The organism is Devosia sp. J20-27, assembly GCF_055808595.1.
The window spans coordinates 1,389,699-1,407,569 of sequence record NZ_CM147875.1 but is presented as its reverse complement, the minus strand read 5'-3'; the positions used below and the strand labels follow the sequence as shown (position 1 = coordinate 1,407,569).

The window sequence follows — 17,871 nt, the reverse complement described above, 5'->3', positions numbered from 1 at the left end:
CCCGATTAAACTGGTAGAGTATGAGGGTTGGTCACGGCCGGGAGGCAATGATGAAAAAGTCTGCCGAAATGCTCGCTTATGGTGGCTTGGTGGTCGCTATGCTGATCGCCGGAATCGTCGTCGTTCGCGCCGACGGGCAACCGCCGGCTGTCCTGCACCACGCATCCGCCGACGTCTCGTTCATCCAGGTCAACTAGGCCGGATGACGGCCAACTGACGCGCCGTCGCGGCGCGTCCCGATCACCCGAAGACCACGGTCTTCCGGCCATTCAGCATCACCCGGCTCTCAAGGTGCAGCTTGACGGCGCGGGCCAGCACCCGGCTCTCGGTATCCCGGCCGACGGCAATCAGGTCGTCAGGCGTCATCGCATGGGTGACACGGGCCGTCTCCTGCTCGATGATCGGGCCCTCGTCGAGATCGGGCGTCACGTAATGGGCCGTGGCGCCGATGATCTTGACGCCGCGCACATGTGCTTGGTGATAGGGCTTGGCGCCCTTGAAGCTGGGCAGGAACGAGTGGTGGATGTTGATGATCTGCCCGAACAGCCGGGTCGCGAACCTGTCGCTGAGAATCTGCATGTAACGCGCCAGCACCACGAGATCGGCGCCCGTCTTGTTGAAGAGTTCAATCACCTGCTCCTCCTGCGCCAGCTTGTCCGCGCCGACCGGCAGGTAGTGATAGGGCACGCCCTCATAGTCCGCCGTGCTGCGGCTGTCCTCGTGGTTGGAAACGATGGCGACGACCTCGGCATCCAGCCAGCCTACCCTGATCTGGTAGAGCAGGTGCAGCAGCGTGTGGTCGAACTTCGAGACCATCACCAGGATCTTCTTTTTCCTGGCCTGATCAACCAGCGCCGTGCGCATGCCGAAACGCTCGATCGCCGGCTTCAGCGCCCGCTCCAGCCGCTCCCGCGTCACCCCGTCCGGTGCGGTGAAGGCCAGACGCATGAAGAAGGTCCCGGTTTCCTTGTCCCAGAACTGATTGGACTCGGCAATATTGGCGTCGAGCGCCGCCAGTTCCGTCGTCACGGCGGCCACGATCCCGGGCCGATCGGCGCACGAGAGGGTGAGGATGAAAGACGAGGTCATCAGGGTACTCCAAGGCTAGCCGCCGAGGTATCGGCGGGATGTGCGGGCGGGTCAAGCCATTGATCGACAGAGGGTTACGCACGCCTGCCCCCCGGCCGGCGTTGCCGCCTCCGGTTGGAGTGTGGTGGATCGGGCCCCGAGGCGCTTGCCGTCTCTGGGTATGATAATAACGAGACGGTAGCCGCCTCGGGGAACCGGGTTTTGTGGCATTGTCCCGCGCTTCGGGAGACTGGAGCCCGACTTGCCGCCCCTTTTCAACTCCGTGCACTTGGCCCAGGGGCGTGAGACGACTCCCTTCCCCCTCCCGGCAGTCCCCTCCGCAAGCGTTCGTCGCGCTTCCCGTCCGTCGCGGGGAGATGGGGGGAGAGTACGCCGAGCGGTGAGGGCGGGGACAAGTTTTGCGACGGGGCTGGATCATCGTGCTGCGTCAGTGGGTTGGAGGTGTCTTCCGTGCGGGAAGTGACATCGGTCGGATGAATAACCCACCGCGGCTCTCGCCCCGCACCCCGGCCCTCCCCGCGAGGGGGAGGGTGATGGAGAGGCCGGTGGGGTGCCGCAGGCGCCGGCGGATACTGGATCCCGGCCTGCGCCGGGATGACGGCGGTGGGGGTGCAGGCCATGTGCAACCTTAGCAGAGAGACCTCATCCTGAGCCTGTCGAAGGACGAGGTCGGGCGCGTTGTGGGAGAGGCCCCGGTGCAGCCCCTCGTGGTTCGTGGTTCGACAGGCTCACCATGAGGAGGCTCACCGTGAGGGGTGAGAGACAGGTGTAGCGGCGGACGGTCGCTCAGATCACCCGGCCGCCATCGACTTCCATGGCGATGCCGGTGATCATCGACGCTTCGTCCGAGCAGAGGAAGCAGGCGGCATTGCCCATGTCCTCGGGGGTCGAGAAGCGGCCGAGCGGAATGGTGGCGAGGAACTTGGCGCGGATTTCCGGCGTGTCCTCGCCCATGAAGGTCTTGAGCAGGGGCGTCTCGCCGGCAACCGGATTGATGGCATTGACCCGGATGCCCAGCGGCGCCAGTTCGACCGCCATGGATTTCGTCGCCGTCACCATCCAGCCCTTCGAGGCATTGTACCAGCTCAGGCGCGGCCGCGGGCTGACTGCCGCGGTCGAGGCGACATTGAGGATGACGCCGGTCTTCCGCGCCTTGAAATGCGGCACGAGGTGCCGGGCGGTGAGATAGACCGACTTCATGTTGACGTTGAATACCCGGTCGAAATCGGCTTCGGAGATCTCGTCGAGCGGCGCCGGATTGTGGCTGACCCCGGCATTGTTGACGAGGATGTCCACCCGGCCGAAAGCCATCAGCGCTGCGGCGGCGAGCTGATTGACGCTCGCGTCGCTGCTCACATCGACATGTCCGGCCTTCTGCCCGAGTTCCCGCGCCAAGGCTTCGGCGCCCTCGACATTGATGTCGGCGATCAGCACCTTCGCGCCTTCGGCGGCGAACTTGCGCACAATGCCGGCCCCGAACCCCGATGCGCCGCCCGTAACAATCGCCACTTTGTCTTTTAGTCTCATAGTCTCACCTTTTTCAGCAGAAGCTTGCAGTCGGGCGTCCCTCCCCCTTGAGGGGAGGGATCAAAGGTGGGGGTGGATGTGGTGACACCCGATGGACCCCCACCCCCAGCCCCTCCCCTCAAGGGGGAGGGGAGCGAGAGTTGGGGACTCGCCCCTACCCATGCCACGCAGCTACGGTCTTGAGCACCGAAAAGCCGTACAGCGCCTCAAAGCCCTTCTCGCGGCCATGGCCGGATTTGCCGACCCCGCCAAAGGGCAGCTCGACGCCGCCGCCGGCACCGTAATTGTTGATGAACACCTGGCCCGAACGAATGGCTTTGGCCAGCCGCATCTGCCGCCCGCCATCCTGCGTCCAGACTCCGGCGACGAGCCCGTAGTCCGTGCCATTGGCGATGCGGATGGCATCAGCCTCGTCGTCGAACGGGATGACCACCTGAACCGGACCAAAGATCTCGTCGCGGGCAAGGGTGTGCTCCGGCACCACGTGACTGACCAGTGTCGGCGCCAGATAGTGCCCGCCTGCCGGATGGCCCGATACGACCTGTCCGCGCGCCGCGATCCTGGCGCCGTCGAGATGCGCGATGAAGCTTGAGACGATCTGCTTCTGCCGCGCCGAAACCAGCGGCCCGACATCGAGATCGGCCAGCGCCGGTCCGACGCGCAGCGCCTCGTAGCGCTCGCTCATGCGGCGCAGCACCTCGTCATGCACGTCGCGCTGCACCAGGATGCGTGACGACGCCGAGCAGGTCTGGCCGGCATTCTGGATGCCGGCATTGACGAGGAACGGCAGCGCCCGGTCGAGATCGGCATCCGCAAATACCAGCTGCGGCGACTTGCCGCCCAGCTCCAGCGTCACCGGCACGACGTTGCGCGCCGCCGCCTCCTGGATAAGTTGGCCGACGCCCACCGAACCGGTAAAGGAAATGTGGTGCACCCCGGGATGCGTGGTGAGCGCCGCGCCCGCCTCTTCGCCCAGTCCCGGTACGACATTGAGCGCACCTTTGGGCAGTCCTGCCTCTTCGCAGATCCTGGCAAATGCGATGGCCGTCAGGCACGCCTCTTCGGCCGGTTTCAGCACGGCGGCGTTGCCCATCGCCAGCGCTCCGCCCACCGACCGGCCGATGATCTGCATCGGATAGTTCCACGGGATGATATGCCCGGTGACGCCATGCGGCTGGCGCAGCGTGTAGACGGTGTAACCCTCCTGATAGGGGATGGTCTCGCCATGGATCTTGTCGCAGGCGCCGCCGTAGAATTCCATGTAGCGCGCCAGCGCCAGCGCATCGGCCTTGGCCTGCTTGAGCGGCTTGCCGACATCGATGGCTTCCACCCTGGCCAGTTGGTCGGCGCGTTCCAGCACCTTCTGGCCGATGCGCGTCAGGATGCGCCCGCGCTCCGCCGCCGGCATGCGGCCCCATTCGCCGTCAAGCGCACTCTGCGCCGCGCGCACCGCCAGATCGACATCGTCAGCCGTTCCACGCGCGATGGCGCCGATGGTCTCGCCGGTCGACGGATTCTCCAGCGGCAGCGTCTGCTGCCCATTGGGCTTGACCCACTCGCCGCCGATGAAACAGCGCGTCGGATCAAAGAAGAGGTCGAGGTCGTCAGTCATCGCGTCAGTCTTTCATTTGCCGGGCATCCGGCATTTCAGTCATCCTTCCCTCCCCCTTGAGGGGAGGGATCGAGGGTGGGGGTGGTCAAGTGTGCCACCAAAGGACCCCCACCCCAGCCCTCCCCTCAAGGGGGAGGGAGCCGGTCAGCAGTTGTGGCAGTACCCTCCCGCGCTCGCAGCGCGCGTTCGAGGTTGGGCGTCGCCGCCAGCAGTTCCTGCGTATAGGGGTGCCGTGGATTGGCGAACACCTCTTCGGTCGGACCGTCCTCGACGATCTTGCCGGCGCGCATCACCAGCACCCTGTCGGTAATCGCCCGCACCACCGAGAGATCGTGGCTGATGAACAGATAGCTCAGGTGCAGCCGGTCCGAGAGCTCGGCGAGCAGATCGAGGATCTGCGCGCGGATCGACACATCGAGCGCCGACACCGCCTCGTCGAGGATGATCAGCGACGGCTCAATGATCAGCGCCCGGGCAATGGCGACGCGTTGCCGCTGCCCGCCGGAGAACTCGTGAATGTATTTCTCGGCATCGCTGGCGCTCAGGCCCACTTCTTCCAGCGCCCGCGCGATGCGCTTGTCGCGCTCGACGCCCTGCGGCGCCGCCGACTTGAGCAGATGGAACGGCTCGCTGACCAGCGTGTCGACGCGCTGCCGCGGATTGAACGAGCCATAGGGATCCTGGAACACCACCTGCAGCTTGCGGCGCGTCTCGAAACTGGCGCCGCGCTGTGGATCGATGGTCGAACCATCAATGGCGATGCTGCCGCCCTGCGTCGGCTCCAGCGCCATGATGGCGCGGGCCAGCGTTGACTTGCCGCAGCCGCTCTCGCCGACGAGGCCGACATTCTCGCCGCGCTCGATGCGCAGCGACACCTGATCGACGGCACGGAAGGCCTTTTTCGGCCCGAACAGCGCCTTGCGCGGCAGCGGGTAGTCGCGCACCACCTTGTCGACCGCCAGCACCGGCGTGCCGCTCTTGACCGATGGCGGGATGCGCGGCGGCTGGTGCGAGGACGCCTCGAAGAGGGCCTGCGAATAGGGATGCTTGAGATTGCGGAACAGCTCGACCGTCGGCCCGGCCTCCACCACTTCGCCCGATTTCATGATGGCGATCCGGTCGGCAATGCCGGCCACCACTGCAAGGTCGTGGGTGATCAGGATCAGCCCCAGACCATCCTCGTCGACGAGCCGCTTGAGCAATGTCAGCACTTGCGCCTGCGTCGTCACGTCGAGGGCCGTGGTCGGCTCATCGGCAATGATCAGCTTGGGCCCGGCAGCAATCGCCATGGCAATCACCACCCGCTGCCGCTGCCCGCCCGAGAGCGCATGCGGATAGCGGTCGCGCCTGAACTTGTCTTCCGGCAGACCGACCCGGTCGAGCGTCTCCGAGGCGATGCGTTCGGCCTCCTCGCGCGAGGTGCGCCGGTGCACCAGCACGGTCTCGGCCACCTGGTCGCCGATGGTCATCAGCGGGTTGAGCGCCGTCATCGGCTCCTGGAACACCATGCCGACGTCGCGTCCGCGGATGTCACAGAGCTCGCGCTCCGGCTTGCCGATCATCTCCTGGCCATCCAGCACGATCGAGCCGCCGAACACCGTGCCCGCCGGCGCCAGCTGCATGATCGAGAGCGCCGTCATCGACTTGCCCGAGCCGCTTTCGCCGATAATGCCGAGCACTTCCCCGGCCTCGACCGAGAGATCGACGTCATGCAGGATCGTCGCGCTGCCGATGCGCAGCGACAGGTCCTTGATGGTGAGGAGGCTCATGTGCGGCTCCTGCGCAGGCGCGGGTCGAGCACGTCGCGCAGCCCGTCGCCCAGGAGGTTCACGCCCAGCACCATCAGCACGATGGTGAGACCCGGGATCAGCGCCACATGCGGCGCAATCGAGATCATCGTCTGGCTGTCCGAGAGCATCTTCCCCCAGCTCGGTATCGGTGGCTGGGCGCCCAGCCCGACATAGGCCAGCGCCGCCTCGGCCAGGATGCCGAGCGCAAACTGGATGGTGATCTGCACCAAAAGCGTATTGAAGATATTGGGCAGGATGTGCTCGGCCGAGATGCGCGCCGCACCCTTCCCCGCCACCCGTGCCGCCATGATGAACTCGCGCTGCCAGAGGCTCAGCGCCCCGGCCCGCGACAGCCGCGCGAAGACGGGGATATTGAAGATGCCGATGGCAATGATGGCATTGACCGCACTCGGCCCGAACACCGCAGTGATCAGGATGGCGATCAGCAGCGCCGGAAACGCGAACACCAGATCATTGAGCCGCATGATGGTTTCGTCGAGCAGCGAACCGCGCCTGGCTGCCGCCCATAGCCCGAGCGGCGTGCCAATGGCGGCCCCCACTGACACCGCGACCAGCGCCACGGCGATCGACGTCTGTGCCCCCTTCATGATCATCGAAAGGATGTCGCGGCCGAAATGATCGGTCCCGAACCAGTGCTCCGGCGACGGCGGCTGGAACTTGTTGGGTATGTTCTGCGCCGCAAAATCGTACGGCGTCCACACCAGCGACACCAGCGCCGCCAGCACGAACACTGCGGTGATCACCGCCCCGATGACGAAGTTGCGCGAGCGGAACGCCGCACGCCACAGCGTGTCCTGCTGCAAAGGCCGGGCCTCCACACTCATCGTGTCGCCCTCCGCAGCCGCGGATCGACAATGGCGTAGGCGATGTCGACGAGGAAGGTGACGAGGATCACCGCGAAGACGAGGATCATCACCACCGACTTGACGACGATCAGGTCGCGCTGCGTGATGCCCTGGAACACCAGCCGCCCGAGCCCGGGCAGGAAGAAGACGTTTTCGATGATCACTGCGCCGGCCAGCAGGAAGGAGAACTGCAGGCCGATAATGGTCAGTACCGGGATCAGCGCATTGCGCAACGCGTGCCGCCACAGCGTTTGCCCGCGTGTCAGGCCCTTGGCGCGAGCCGAGCGCACATAGTCTTCACCCAGCGTATCGAGCAGCGACGAGCGCATGACACGCGCCAGGATCGAGGCCTGCGGCAGCGCCAGGGCGATGGCTGGCAGGGTGAGTGACTTGATCGCCGCCACCGGATCCTGCCAGCCGGCGAAACCGCCGGCCGAGAACCAGCGCAGCGTGATCGAGAACAGCAGCACCAGCAGCATGGCAAACCAGAAATTCGGCACCGCCACACCCAGCTGCGTCAGCCCCATGATCGACACGTCGGTGGGTGAATTGCGCTTGGTGGCCGCCAGGATGCCGACCGGAAAGGCAATCAGCGTCGACAGCGCCAGCGCATAGATGGCGAGCGGCAGCGAAATCCAGATGCGATCGGCGACGAGGTCCGCCACCGGCACCTTGTAGGAATAGGAAATGCCGAGATCGCCCCGCAGCAGGCCGAACAGCCAGGTGAAATAGCGCTCCACCGGCGGCCCGTTGAGCCCGAGCGTCTCGCGCAGCTTGTCGGCGATTTCCGGCGTCGCATTGAGGCCGAGCATGAACTGCGCCGGATCCCCCGGCACCACCTCGAGCACCACAAAAATGACGACACTGGCCGCCAGCAGACTGAGGGCCAGCGAGATAAAGCGGCCGAAAAGAAAGGCGGGCATCAGGTGAGAACCGAGAGGGCGGGCGGGCTATGACACGTCTGAACCTTGGCGGCAGACGCGTCCTTGGCGGCCCGCCTCCCAACCTCCCCCGCAAGGGGGAAGGTGACGCTCCGTGCCCATGGCGCGATCGTACCAGACGAACCGGCAGACACCCTCCCCCTTGCGGGGAGGGTTGGGGAGGGGGAGACCACAGATGACAAGCTATTTGGCCTTGAACCTATAGACCCCAACCCCCAGCCCCTCCCCTCAAGGGGGAGGGGAGCGAAAGGTCGGGGTCCAGTCTGCATCACTCGGTCCAGTAGACGCCGGTGAGGTCGGTGGCCTGGGCGGGAGCATTTTCCCACAGGCCTTCGAGCTTGGCACTCTGCACACCGATCTTGGGCAGTTCGAACAGGAAGCCCACGACATAGTCGTCGGCCAGTTGCTGCTGCGCTGCCTTGAGCAGTTCGGAGCGCTTCGCCTGATCGGCCGTCACCGACAGATCGGCGATGATCTGGTTGAACGCATCCGACTTGTAGCCGAAGTAATAGTCCGGCCGCGAGAAGATCGAGATGTCGTTCGGCTCGGTGTGCGAGATGATGGTCATGTCGAAGTTCTTCTGCTTGAAGACCTCGTCCAGCCACTGCGCCCATTCCAGATTGGTCGTCTCGGTCTTGATGCCGACGGCTGCCAGCTGCTGCGCGATGATCTCGCCACCGCGACGGGCATAGCCCTCGACCGGCGGCAGCTTGAGCGACAGCGTGATGTCGGTCATGCCGGCTTCCGCCAGCAGCGCCTTGGACTTTTCCGGATCGAAGTTCGACTGCGCCGTCAGGTCGACATAGTTGGCGTCGCCCGGCGGGAAGAACGAGCCGATCGGCAGGCCGAAGCCCGACATGGCGCCGTTGATGATGTCCTCGCGATTGATCGCATGGGCAATGGCCTGGCGCACCTTGACGTTATCGAGCGGCGGCTTGGCATTGTTCATAGCGAGGATGGTTTCGCCCTGGGTCGAGCCAACCACCACCTTGAAGCGCGGATCGTTCTCGAACTGCGCAATGGTCTCGGCAGCCGGGAAGTTCGGGAAGGCGTCGACGTCACCGGCCTGCATGGCGCCGAAGGCCGCCGTCGGGTCGGCGATGAAGCGGAAGGTCGCGCCTTCGAGCTTGATCGGCGTGCCCCAGTAATCGGCATTCTTGCCCAGCACGATCGAGTCGCCCTCGACGCGGTTCTCGAAGACGAACGGACCGGTGCCGATGGGGTTGGTCTTGTTGCCGTCGGCGCTTTCCGGCGCCACCATGACGGCATCGCCCCAGGCCAGATTGTAGATGAAGTCGCCATTCGGCTTGGAGAGCGTCACCGCAACAGTCGCCGGGTCGACCACCTCGACCGAGGCGATATCGGCGTAGAGCGCCTTCTGCGCATTGAGCGAGCCTTCGGCATTGATGCGCTCGAGCGAGAACTTCACGTCATCGGCGTTGAAATCGCTGCCATCGTGGAACTTGGCACCTTCGACGAGGTGGAACGTATAGGTCAGGCCGTCCTCGGAAATCTCCCAGGACTTGGCGAGCGCCGGCAGCACGCTGCCATCGGCGGCAAATCGCGTCAGCCCCTCGAACACATTGGCATAGACCACTTCGTCAACCGCGGCGGCGGCTTCCGCCGTCGGGTCCAGGCTTGGGGGCTCGAGCACGAGACCGATCTTCACATCGGTGCGCGCCTGAGCAAACGCCGCCGGCGTCATCGCCGTCGAGACGGCGAGCGCGGCAATGGCGACAACGAGGAGTGATTTGCGCATGGTAGTCCTTTCCCTGCAGTCGGGACCGATCTGCGCCGGCCCCCTGAATATGATCCTGCCCCAGCCCGGCCAAATCGACAACAAGAGTCGTGACTTGAACATGCCCAAGATTGGCCTCGCGGCAGAAAACTGTGCCGGCCGGGCTCAGGCCTCTGCCCGGCCCGCACCCACCAGCTTGTCGAGCGTCAGCGCCATGACCTTGGCAGCGTCGACCATATCTTCCACCCCGACATATTCGTCGGGCTGGTGCGCCAGATCGAGAATGCCCGGGCCATAGGCGATGCAGTTGTGCATCCGGCCGATCCGGTCGATGTGCTTCTGGTCGTAGGTGCCCGGCGAAACCACATATTCCGGCGCCAGCCCGAGCACGTCCGAGATGGCAGCGGCCACGGCCGTGACCACCGGCGAATCCTTTGCCGTCATGGTCGGTGGAATTGTCCAGAGGTCGCGCACCTCGTATTTGAACTCGGGACGCTCGGACTTCACCCGCTCGAGCAGATCGATCATCTCCTTGCGCACCGCCTCCGGCGCCTCTTCGATCAGATACCGCCGGTCGATGATCATGCGCGCCGAGTGCGCCACGACAGGAGCCGGGAACCCGTCGAAGCCGTCTTCGGGCTCGGGCTGACCACCATGCAGCGAATTGATGTTGAGCGTCGACTGCCGCGCCTGCGGCGGCACCACAGGCATGGCGGTGGTCCGCGAGGCGAGCGCCGGATAGAGATCATCCTCGATCTTGGCAATTACCGCACCCATGTGGCGGATGGCGCTGTCGCCGAGAAACGGCATCGAGCCGTGAGCAATCCGCCCCTTGGTCTCGATCTCCGCCCACCACACGCCGCGATGCCCGAGGCAGATACGGTCCTTGTTGAGCGGCTCCGGGATAATGACGTGCTGCACCCGCTCCGGGGTGAAGAAGCCTTTCTCGGCCAGGTAGGCGACGCCGCCAAAGCCGCCGGTTTCCTCGTCGGCGGTCGCCGAGATCTCGATGGCACCGGCAAAATCGGGAAATGTCTCTGCAAAGGCCTCCGCGGCAATGATCGAGGCCGCCAGTCCACCCTTCATGTCGCAGGTGCCGCGACCATAGATCTTGCCGTCCTTAAGTTCGGCGCCGAACGGATCGAAGGTCCAGCCCGAACCGACCTCGACCACGTCGTGGTGCGAATTGAAATGCACTGTCTCGCCGGGCGACGTGCCTTCCTTGCGCGCCACGACATTCCAGCGCGGGTAGCGCGTGCTGTCGCCGGGAGTGCCTTCGGCCCGCACCATTTCGGTCAGGAAGCCGCGGGCGCTCAACCGCGTCTGCACATATTCGCAGATTTCGAGGTACGCATTGCCCGGCGGATTGAGCGTCGGAATACGGATCAGGTCCTGCGTCAGGGCAATCAGGTCGTCGCGTCTGGCCTCGATCGCGGCCGCGAGGGCGGCGTGACGGTCGGCGCGGGGAGAGGGAGTGGAGGGCATGCAGGGTCTCGGATCAGGAAGACCCGACCCTGCGGTGCTCACGTTGTCCTGTCAATTCGCCTGGTAGTCGAGTTGCGCGTTAAACGCTGCTCCCAGCACAAAAATCTGCGCCGAACTGTAGAGCCAGAGCAGCAGTACCACCGCCGCGGTCACCGAGCCGAAGCTCGCCTGATAGTTCGAAAAATTTGATACATAGATCGAAAACAGTGCCCCGGCGACCAGCCAGAGCAGCGAGGCCAGCACGGCACCGGGCCAGATGTGGCTGAACCGGCGCGGATGCCGGTCGGGACCCCAGCGGTAGAGCACACCCAGCACAACTGTCGTCAGCAACAGCAGCACCGGCCAGCGCAACGCCATCAGCCAGATTTCGTTGCCGCGCGGAAATGGAAACAGCGCCGGCAGGCCGGCAATGGTGAGCAGCGAGATCGAGAGGAACACCGCACCGCCGATGGTGAGCACGATCGACATGATCACATTGCCGATGAAGCCGCGCTTGGTCGGCTCGCGGCGCACCTTCGACATGGCGTAGATCATCGCGCTGACGCCGCGCGAGCCGCTCCACAGCGCCAGCACGACCGACACCGCCAGCCCGATGCCGAGCGTTTCCCGTTCCTGCGACAGAATGATCGACAGCTGCTCCCGCACCACCTGCAGGACGATCTCGGGCACGAGGTACTTGAACGATTCAACGGTCGTCAGCAGCACGTCGATATTGGCGACCAGACCGAAAGTGAAGACGACGATGCCAATGGCAGGAAACAGCGACAGGAAACCGAAAAAGGCGGTTCCGGCACAGCGCAGCGACGTATCCGTATCCATGAAGGCTTTGACGGTTCCAACCACCAGTGCCTTGGTGCGCGACAGGAAACTGGGATGGGCGAGGGCTGGCTGGTCCATGACAGCTGAACCAGCAAACCCGCCCTGCGGTTCCGCCGCTAGCCCAGTTCCAGCGTTGTGATGCCGAAGATCGCGTCGAGCGGCAGATCGGGCATCGGCCCCAGATACATCCGCGCGGTCTCGAAAGACGGCGCAAATCCGAGGCGTTTGACCATGTCGACGGCGGCGGTGTTGGGCTCGGGGATATCGATGAACACTCGGTCCGTTCCCGCCGTGCTCAGCAAGGTGGCCAGCAGGTTCTCGGCAATGGCCGGCGAGTCGGCGAACAGCGGGCCGATCTTCCAGCCGTCGGCGCAGCGCCGGATCGTGCCATAACCGCGTAACCTGCCGTCCTCGAAATAGCCTTCGGTCTGGCGCGTTGCCGAGGGCGCCAGCCAGGCCTTCAGGAAAGCCTCACGTTCCGCAGCGACATGCCGCCGGTCAAAGGCGATGATCGCGGTTTCGTCCGCCAGCGTCACCGGCCGGACATAGGAGCGCTTGGCCACCAGGCCGCGCAGCGTACCACTCCATCGGGCATTGCGATGCGCATAGACAAAGCCGGACTTGAGGTAGTTGTCCTGCTGCGCCACCACGCCGTCGAGCCCGATGGTCCGTCCTGCCGCGCTGGCCATGCCGGCGTCCCAGATCGCCTTGCCATAGCCTTTGCCGCGAAACGCCGGCACCACGATGTAGAGCCCGAGAAAGGCGAAATCTCCGGCATATTTCACCACCGAGATGCAGCCAACGCGCACCGTTCCGAGCCAGCCCATCAGGAAGCCGCCAGGATCCTGCGCATGGAATGGACCGGCGTCATCAAATCCCGGGTTCCAGCCTTCGCTCCGCGCCCAGCCGAGCGCGACATCGAGGTCGGCGCGGCTCATTGGTCGGATCTCGAAGGTCATGCCGCCAGCATACGCGCAGATGAAGCGGCTTGCGACGACATGATCTAGGTCTTGGACTCATAACTTCTGGTCCAGAGTCGGATTGAGGCGAGCAGAACGCTGGCGAGGAAGTTGCGGGCGAGCTTGTCGAATCGTGTGGCGACGCGACGGAAGTGTTTGAGTTTGCAGAAGAAGCGCTCGACCAGATTGCGTTCGCGATAGAGGCCCCGGTCAATGCTGCGCTGGACCCTGCGGTCTTTCTGTGTGGGGATGTGGGCACGGGCTCCCCGTGCCGCAGCCAGGTCGATGAGGACGCGAGCGTCATAGCCGCGGTCGGCAACAAGGTCGCGGGTGCGTGTAAGGCTCTCGATGAGGACGGCGGCGGCCTGCTTGTCGGAGGCTTGGCCGGGAGTGAGCATGATGCGGATCGGCAGGCCGACCACGGCATTGATTTTGGTGCTCAGTCCTCCACGAGACCGACCGATGGCGTGATCCGGGCCCCCTTTTTTCCGCCCGCGGCGTGCTGGTGTGCCCGGATGATCGAACTGTCGATCAGCGCCATCGACTGCGGCGAGCGCTCGGCGAGGGCTTCGAATATCCCGAGCCACACCCCGGCCTTGGCCCACCGGTTGTACCGGTTATAGGCGGTCGTATAGGGGCCGTAGCGCTCCGGCAGGTCGCGCCAGGGCGAGCCGGTGCGCAGCACATAGAAGATGGCGTTGATCACCCGTCGGTCATCGGTGCGCGGCACTCCGCGCGGCTTGTTGGGCAGGAGGGGCAGAATGATCCGCCACTCCGCATCGCTGAGATCAAATCGAGCCATCGCCACCTCCATTCAGGAGGTTGAATCAGCCTTCGTACTCAAAGGGAATCCCCTTTATGGGTACAGAACCTAGTCCTGCGTCCCCGGCAGCGGCATGCGTTCGACTTCGCGCAGCAGCTCGACGAAGCCGTCGACCGCCGCCTCCACGGTAAGCCGGCCCTTGTCGGCGGTAGCCAGATGCGCTTCGCCGGCCGCGCCCAGCGGATGGATGTCCGAGGCGATCCAGGCATAACTCAGCATCCCCGTGGGGCGCAGATACTTGTAGGCCTGCTCGTCACGCTGGGCGACCGACGGAAAATCCTGCAGCTTGTCCCTGTTCACCAGTTCGGGGCGGAAATGCATGACCAGCGACGTCTCGCTGTCACCGCCATGAATGCCGTAGCGGTTCTCGATCTCCGAGTAGATGTCCTTTGGCCAGAAGTGGCTCCAGCCGGCCTTGACCGCCAGCATGCCGCGTTGCACGCGCAGCTCGCGGGCGATGATGTCGAGCATCGACACATTGCCGCCATGGCTGTTGACGAACACCACCTTGCGGATGCCGGTCCGGGCGATCTCGAGCCCGATCTGCGTCCAGGCTTCGATGAGGTTGGTCGCCGTGCCGCTCAGCGTGCCGTGCTGCCAGGTGTGCTCGTTGGACTTGCCGACCGCCTGCACCGGCAGGATACGGATATCGAGGTCCGCCGGTGCGCGCTGCACCAGCAGATCGAGATGGCCCTGATTGATGATCGTGTCGGTGCCGACCGGCAGATGCGGACCATGCTGCTCGATGGCGGCGACCGGGAAGACAGCGATGGTCTTCATCGGGTCGAGGCCGTGGAATTCGGTGGCGGCGAAGTCGTTCCACCAGATCTTGCGATAGGTCATTTCGGTACTCGTCAGGCGGGGCCAGCGGCGATGGCTTCGATCTCGACCACGAACTCGGGCCGGGCAAAGCCGGTGACGATCATCAAGGTCGAGGCGGGATAGGGTTCGGCAAAGAGCGCATTGCGCACTCCCATATAGTCGCTCAGATACTCGCGTCCGGCGACATAGGCGTTGAGGCGCACGATATTGCCCAGCGTCATGCCGGCCTCTGCCAGAATGGCGGCAATATTGTCGAAACAGAGCCGCGTCTGCCCGGCGCAATCGGCGGGGACCACCTTGTCGGCGCCAATGCCCAGTTGTCCCGAACAGAACACCAGCCTCTGCCCCTCCGGCACCAGCACACCATGACTATAGGGCGCGAAAGGCGGATGAATATGGGCGGGGTTGAGGGGGATGGTCATCGTCTGCAATCGGCTCCGGAACGCGAACGCTAGCCGCGCCGCAACCGCTTGCCTAGCCAAAAAGTGCAAAATTGCATGCATGGCAGGCATTTCATGCGTCTGCCTACTTTTTGACTTCACAAGCCGCCGGCCACGCGCCATGAATTGCAGATGCGAGAAAGCTCGCGCAAGTTTCGCCGGCGCCCGAATGCCGGCAGGGGAGTTCAAACAGATGCACACGACAATCCGACTGACGACTGCGGCTGCCCTTCTGATGGCTGGCCTCACCGGAACCGCCATGGCCCAGGACAAGGTGACGTTCGGCACCAACTGGCTCGCGCAGGCTGAGCATGGTGGCTACTACCAGGCCATCGCCGATGGCACCTATGCCAAATACGGCCTCGACGTCACCATCGCCCAGGGCGGCCCGCAGGCCGCCAATCGTGCGCGGCTCGTGGCCGGCGCCATCGAATTCTACATGGGCGGCACCACGTCGGCGATCAACGCCGTCAAGGAAGGCATCCCGACGGTGACGCTGGCCGCCATCTTCCAGAAGGATCCGCAGATCCTGATGTCGCATCCGGGCAAGTTCGCCGAGTTCAAGGACCTCGCCGGCGCGTCCAAATACATCCTTTCGGCCGAGGGCTTCACCTCTTATTTCACCTGGATGAAGGCGCAGTGGCCCGATTTCGTCGATGAGAAATACGAGCCCTACCAGTTCAACCCGTCGTCCTTCCTCGCCGATCCCGACTCCATCCAGCAGGGCTATCTGACCTCGGAGCCGCTCTCGATCGAGACCGAAGCCGGCTTTGCGCCGCAGGTCTGGCTGCTCGCCGATCAGGGCTTCCACCCCTACTCCACGACCATCGAAGTGATGAAGCCCTGGCTCGACGAGCACAAGGAAGTCGCCAAGCGCTTCGTCGAAGCCTCGATCGTCGGCTGGTACAACTATCTCTACGGCGACAATGCTGCAGCCAACGAACTCATCAAGGGTGACAATCCCGAGATGACCGACGCGCAGATTGCCTACGGCATCGCCAAGATGAAGGAATACGGCATCGCCGTGTCCGGCGACGCCGAGACCAAGGGCATCGGCTGCATGACCGACGAAGGCTGGTCCTCATTCTACGACGGCATGGTCGAGATCGGCCTCTTTGAAGCCGGCATCGACATCAAGCAGGCCTACACCACCGAGTTCGTCTGCCAGGGTCTTGGCATGGACCTCGTGAAGTAAGCGGAGCTAAGCTCCTCCCGGCGCGGGCAATCCGCCCGCGCCGTTCCGACCCTAACCTGGGCGAGAGATATTGACTGACCAGACCCTTGCCGAGACCGGCGCGCGACCCATGAGCGTGGCGCGCAACGTCGTCTCGATGCGTAACGTTTCCAAAGTTTTCTCCAACGGCACGCTCGCCCTCAAGGAGATGTCGCTCGACGTCCGTCGCGGCGAGTTCCTGAGCCTGCTCGGCCCGTCCGGCTGTGGCAAGTCGACGGCCCTGCGCATTATTGCGGGGCTCGGCGCGCCGTCCTCGGGCAGCATCGACTGGCCCAGCTCGCAGATCAATTCCAAGGGCCTGCCGCAGGGCGATGTCGGCTTCGTCTTCCAGGAGCCGACGCTGATGCCGTGGCAGACGGTGTTCGGCAATGTCTACCTGCCTTTACGCCTGACCGGCGTCAGCAAGTCCGCCGCGCGGCCGCGCATCATGGATGCCCTCGCCTCCGTTGGCCTGGCCGATTTTGCCAGATCCTATCCGCGCGAACTCTCCGGCGGCATGAAGATGCGCGTCTCCATCGCCCGCGCCCTAGTGACCAAGCCCAGCCTGCTGCTGATGGACGAGCCCTTCGCCGCCCTCGACGAGATCACCCGGCAGAAACTCAATGACGACGTGCTGCGGCTCTGGCACGAAACCGGCATCACCGTCATCTTCGTCACCCACTCGGTGTTCGAGAGCGCGTTTCTCTCCAACCGTATCGTCGTCATGCGCGCCCGTCCCGGCCAGGTCTATGCCGACCTGCCGATCGAGACGTCTGCCGTGCGCGACGCCAACTACCGCACCTCCGAGGAGTATCGCGCCACCACCGACAAGGTCTCGCGCGCCCTGCAAGAGGCGATCATGATGGGAGCCGCCGGCCAATGACCGACGCCGTGCAAACCTCCGGCAGCGCCGAAGCGGGGACCGATAGCGCCGTCAAGATCGCGCTCGTCCGCACCAGCAATACCGAGCGCCTCCTCCGCATCCTCGTGCCCACGCTGATGGTGGCGCTCGCCATTGGCCTCTGGCAGTTGCATATCGTCGTCAACGAGGTGCCGCGCTACATCATGCCGGCGCCCGGCGATGTCGCCGGGGCACTGGTCAGCGACTGGGGCACCCTTTACCCGTCCCTGCTGGTGACGCTGCGCATCACCTTCCTCGCCCTGGCCATCGCCCTGATTGGCGGCGTCGGCCTCGCCATCATCCTGGTGCAGAGCAAGTGGATCGAACTCGCGATCTTCCCCTTCGCGGTGATCCTGCAGGTGACGCCGATGATCGCCATCGCGCCGCTGCTCATCATCTACATGCCCGACACCCAGTCGGCGCTGCTGACCTGCGCCTTCGTCGTCGCCTTCTTCCCGATCCTCTCCAACATGGTGGCGGGCCTCAAGAGCGTCGATCACAACCTGCTCAACCTCTTCGAGCTCTATGGCGCCAATCGCTGGCAGACACTGATCTACCTCAAGCTGCCATCCTCGCTGCCCTATTTTGCGGCCGGGTTGCGCATCGGTGGCGGCCTGTCGCTGATCGCCGCCGTGGTTGCCGAGTTTGCCGCCGGCTCCGCCGGCAAGGGCGCCGGACTGGCCTTCCGCCTGCTCGAATCCGGCTATCGCCTGAACTATCCGCGGCTCTATGCGGCGCTGGTGCTGCTGATGCTCACGGGCGTCGCCATCTTCGCTGTTACCTCGCTCATCGCCTGGCTGCTGCTGCACCGCTGGCACGAGAGCGCGCTCAAGCGCGAAAACTGAT

Annotated in this window: 17 protein-coding genes; 4 read left to right on the top strand and 13 right to left on the bottom strand. The window is 64.5% G+C overall.

Features of this window, described 5'->3' with window-relative positions:
• Nucleotides 1–47: 47 nt before the first annotated feature.
• Entirely contained in the window at nt 48–197 is a 150-nt protein-coding gene (locus tag AC0L4C_RS06885) for a hypothetical protein (protein ID WP_473402883.1), read from the top strand.
• Between the two features lie 43 nt (nt 198–240).
• Here the strand turns inward: AC0L4C_RS06885 and purU are convergent, their stop codons facing one another.
• The 13 genes from purU to AC0L4C_RS06820 all read right to left on the bottom strand — a co-directional run bounded on the left by purU (nt 241) and on the right by AC0L4C_RS06820 (nt 14,893).
• Nucleotides 241–1,089 carry a formyltetrahydrofolate deformylase gene (gene purU / locus AC0L4C_RS06880; RefSeq protein ID WP_473402882.1) on the bottom strand — a complete coding sequence of 283 codons (849 nt, stop codon included), beginning with the start codon at nt 1,087–1,089 and terminating at the stop codon, nt 241–243.
• A gap of 786 nt (nt 1,090–1,875) precedes the next feature.
• The gene (locus AC0L4C_RS06875; RefSeq protein ID WP_473402881.1) at nt 1,876–2,616 is read right to left on the bottom strand and encodes an SDR family oxidoreductase; all 741 of its coding nucleotides are present in this window, start codon (nt 2,614–2,616) and stop codon (nt 1,876–1,878) included.
• A 154-nt stretch (nt 2,617–2,770) separates the two neighbouring features.
• On the bottom strand, nt 2,771–4,228 hold the full coding sequence (locus AC0L4C_RS06870) for an aldehyde dehydrogenase family protein (protein ID WP_473402880.1): 1,458 nt from the start codon (nt 4,226–4,228) through the stop codon (nt 2,771–2,773).
• A 125-nt stretch (nt 4,229–4,353) separates the two neighbouring features.
• Nucleotides 4,354–5,997: an ABC transporter ATP-binding protein gene (locus tag AC0L4C_RS06865; protein WP_473402879.1), complete on the bottom strand. Its 1,644-nt coding sequence runs from the start codon at nt 5,995–5,997 to the stop codon at nt 4,354–4,356.
• Nucleotides 5,994–6,863, bottom strand: coding sequence for an ABC transporter permease (locus AC0L4C_RS06860; protein ID WP_473402878.1), 870 nt, complete (start codon nt 6,861–6,863; stop codon nt 5,994–5,996). The genes AC0L4C_RS06865 and AC0L4C_RS06860 overlap by 4 nt, the downstream gene beginning before the upstream one ends.
• On the bottom strand, nt 6,860–7,807 hold the full coding sequence (locus AC0L4C_RS06855) for an ABC transporter permease (protein ID WP_473402877.1): 948 nt from the start codon (nt 7,805–7,807) through the stop codon (nt 6,860–6,862). The genes AC0L4C_RS06860 and AC0L4C_RS06855 overlap by 4 nt, the downstream gene beginning before the upstream one ends.
• 286 nt (nt 7,808–8,093) lie before the next feature.
• Nucleotides 8,094–9,584, bottom strand: coding sequence for an ABC transporter substrate-binding protein (locus AC0L4C_RS06850; RefSeq protein ID WP_473402876.1), 1,491 nt, complete (start codon nt 9,582–9,584; stop codon nt 8,094–8,096).
• A gap of 144 nt (nt 9,585–9,728) precedes the next feature.
• Nucleotides 9,729–11,048 carry an acetylornithine deacetylase/succinyl-diaminopimelate desuccinylase family protein gene (locus AC0L4C_RS06845; protein ID WP_473402875.1) on the bottom strand — a complete coding sequence of 440 codons (1,320 nt, stop codon included), beginning with the start codon at nt 11,046–11,048 and terminating at the stop codon, nt 9,729–9,731.
• Nucleotides 11,049–11,099: 51 nt separating this feature from the next.
• Nucleotides 11,100–11,945 (bottom strand): YihY/virulence factor BrkB family protein, encoded by an 846-nt coding sequence (locus AC0L4C_RS06840; protein WP_473402874.1) that lies wholly within the window; start codon nt 11,943–11,945, stop codon nt 11,100–11,102.
• Nucleotides 11,946–11,983: 38 nt separating this feature from the next.
• Nucleotides 11,984–12,805, bottom strand: coding sequence for a GNAT family N-acetyltransferase (locus tag AC0L4C_RS06835; RefSeq protein WP_473402873.1), 822 nt, complete (start codon nt 12,803–12,805; stop codon nt 11,984–11,986).
• Between the two features lie 65 nt (nt 12,806–12,870).
• Nucleotides 12,871–13,628, bottom strand: a protein-coding gene (locus AC0L4C_RS06830; RefSeq protein WP_473402872.1) for an IS5 family transposase whose coding sequence is annotated in 2 segments (ribosomal slippage) — nt 12,871–13,319 and nt 13,319–13,628 — 759 coding nt in all. Because the reading frame shifts where the segments join, the coding sequence is not laid out codon by codon here.
• A gap of 69 nt (nt 13,629–13,697) precedes the next feature.
• Nucleotides 13,698–14,492, bottom strand: coding sequence for a creatininase family protein (locus AC0L4C_RS06825; protein ID WP_473402871.1), 795 nt, complete (start codon nt 14,490–14,492; stop codon nt 13,698–13,700).
• An 11-nt stretch (nt 14,493–14,503) separates the two neighbouring features.
• Nucleotides 14,504–14,893, bottom strand: a complete 390-nt coding sequence (locus AC0L4C_RS06820; RefSeq protein WP_473402870.1) for a RidA family protein — start codon at nt 14,891–14,893, stop codon at nt 14,504–14,506.
• 211 nt (nt 14,894–15,104) lie between these two features.
• On the opposite strand from AC0L4C_RS06820, the gene AC0L4C_RS06815 reads away from it, so the two are divergent.
• From AC0L4C_RS06815 to AC0L4C_RS06805, 3 genes are all read left to right on the top strand, one after another.
• Nucleotides 15,105–16,106, top strand: coding sequence for an ABC transporter substrate-binding protein (locus tag AC0L4C_RS06815; protein WP_473402869.1), 1,002 nt, complete (start codon nt 15,105–15,107; stop codon nt 16,104–16,106).
• 109 nt (nt 16,107–16,215) lie between these two features.
• A complete protein-coding gene (locus AC0L4C_RS06810; protein ID WP_473403470.1) occupies nt 16,216–17,007 on the top strand; it encodes an ABC transporter ATP-binding protein in 792 nt (263 codons plus the stop codon).
• On the top strand, nt 17,004–17,870 hold the full coding sequence (locus tag AC0L4C_RS06805) for an ABC transporter permease (RefSeq protein ID WP_473402868.1): 867 nt from the start codon (nt 17,004–17,006) through the stop codon (nt 17,868–17,870). The genes AC0L4C_RS06810 and AC0L4C_RS06805 overlap by 4 nt, the downstream gene beginning before the upstream one ends.
• Nucleotide 17,871: the final 1 nt, after the last annotated feature.

What these genes read in the sequence shown, in the direction of transcription:
- AC0L4C_RS06850 (WP_473402876.1), bottom strand. Translation starts at nt 9,584, where the DNA reads ATGCGCAAATCACTCCTCGTTGTCGCCATTGCCGCGCTCGCCGTCTCG.
- AC0L4C_RS06870 (WP_473402880.1), bottom strand. Translation starts at nt 4,228, where the DNA reads ATGACTGACGACCTCGACCTCTTCTTTGATCCGACGCGCTGTTTCATC.
- AC0L4C_RS06815 (WP_473402869.1), top strand. Translation starts at nt 15,105, where the DNA reads ATGCACACGACAATCCGACTGACGACTGCGGCTGCCCTTCTGATGGCT.
- AC0L4C_RS06875 (WP_473402881.1), bottom strand. Translation starts at nt 2,616, where the DNA reads ATGAGACTAAAAGACAAAGTGGCGATTGTTACGGGCGGCGCATCGGGG.
- AC0L4C_RS06840 (WP_473402874.1), bottom strand. Translation starts at nt 11,945, where the DNA reads ATGGACCAGCCAGCCCTCGCCCATCCCAGTTTCCTGTCGCGCACCAAG.
- AC0L4C_RS06820 (WP_473402870.1), bottom strand. Translation starts at nt 14,893, where the DNA reads ATGACCATCCCCCTCAACCCCGCCCATATTCATCCGCCTTTCGCGCCC.
- AC0L4C_RS06845 (WP_473402875.1), bottom strand. Translation starts at nt 11,048, where the DNA reads ATGCCCTCCACTCCCTCTCCCCGCGCCGACCGTCACGCCGCCCTCGCG.
- purU (WP_473402882.1), bottom strand. Translation starts at nt 1,089, where the DNA reads ATGACCTCGTCTTTCATCCTCACCCTCTCGTGCGCCGATCGGCCCGGG.
- AC0L4C_RS06810 (WP_473403470.1), top strand. Translation starts at nt 16,216, where the DNA reads ATGAGCGTGGCGCGCAACGTCGTCTCGATGCGTAACGTTTCCAAAGTT.
- AC0L4C_RS06805 (WP_473402868.1), top strand. Translation starts at nt 17,004, where the DNA reads ATGACCGACGCCGTGCAAACCTCCGGCAGCGCCGAAGCGGGGACCGAT.
- AC0L4C_RS06825 (WP_473402871.1), bottom strand. Translation starts at nt 14,492, where the DNA reads ATGACCTATCGCAAGATCTGGTGGAACGACTTCGCCGCCACCGAATTC.
- AC0L4C_RS06885 (WP_473402883.1), top strand. Translation starts at nt 48, where the DNA reads ATGATGAAAAAGTCTGCCGAAATGCTCGCTTATGGTGGCTTGGTGGTC.
- AC0L4C_RS06855 (WP_473402877.1), bottom strand. Translation starts at nt 7,807, where the DNA reads ATGCCCGCCTTTCTTTTCGGCCGCTTTATCTCGCTGGCCCTCAGTCTG.
- AC0L4C_RS06835 (WP_473402873.1), bottom strand. Translation starts at nt 12,805, where the DNA reads ATGAGCCGCGCCGACCTCGATGTCGCGCTCGGCTGGGCGCGGAGCGAA.
- AC0L4C_RS06865 (WP_473402879.1), bottom strand. Translation starts at nt 5,997, where the DNA reads ATGAGCCTCCTCACCATCAAGGACCTGTCGCTGCGCATCGGCAGCGCG.
- AC0L4C_RS06860 (WP_473402878.1), bottom strand. Translation starts at nt 6,863, where the DNA reads ATGAGTGTGGAGGCCCGGCCTTTGCAGCAGGACACGCTGTGGCGTGCG.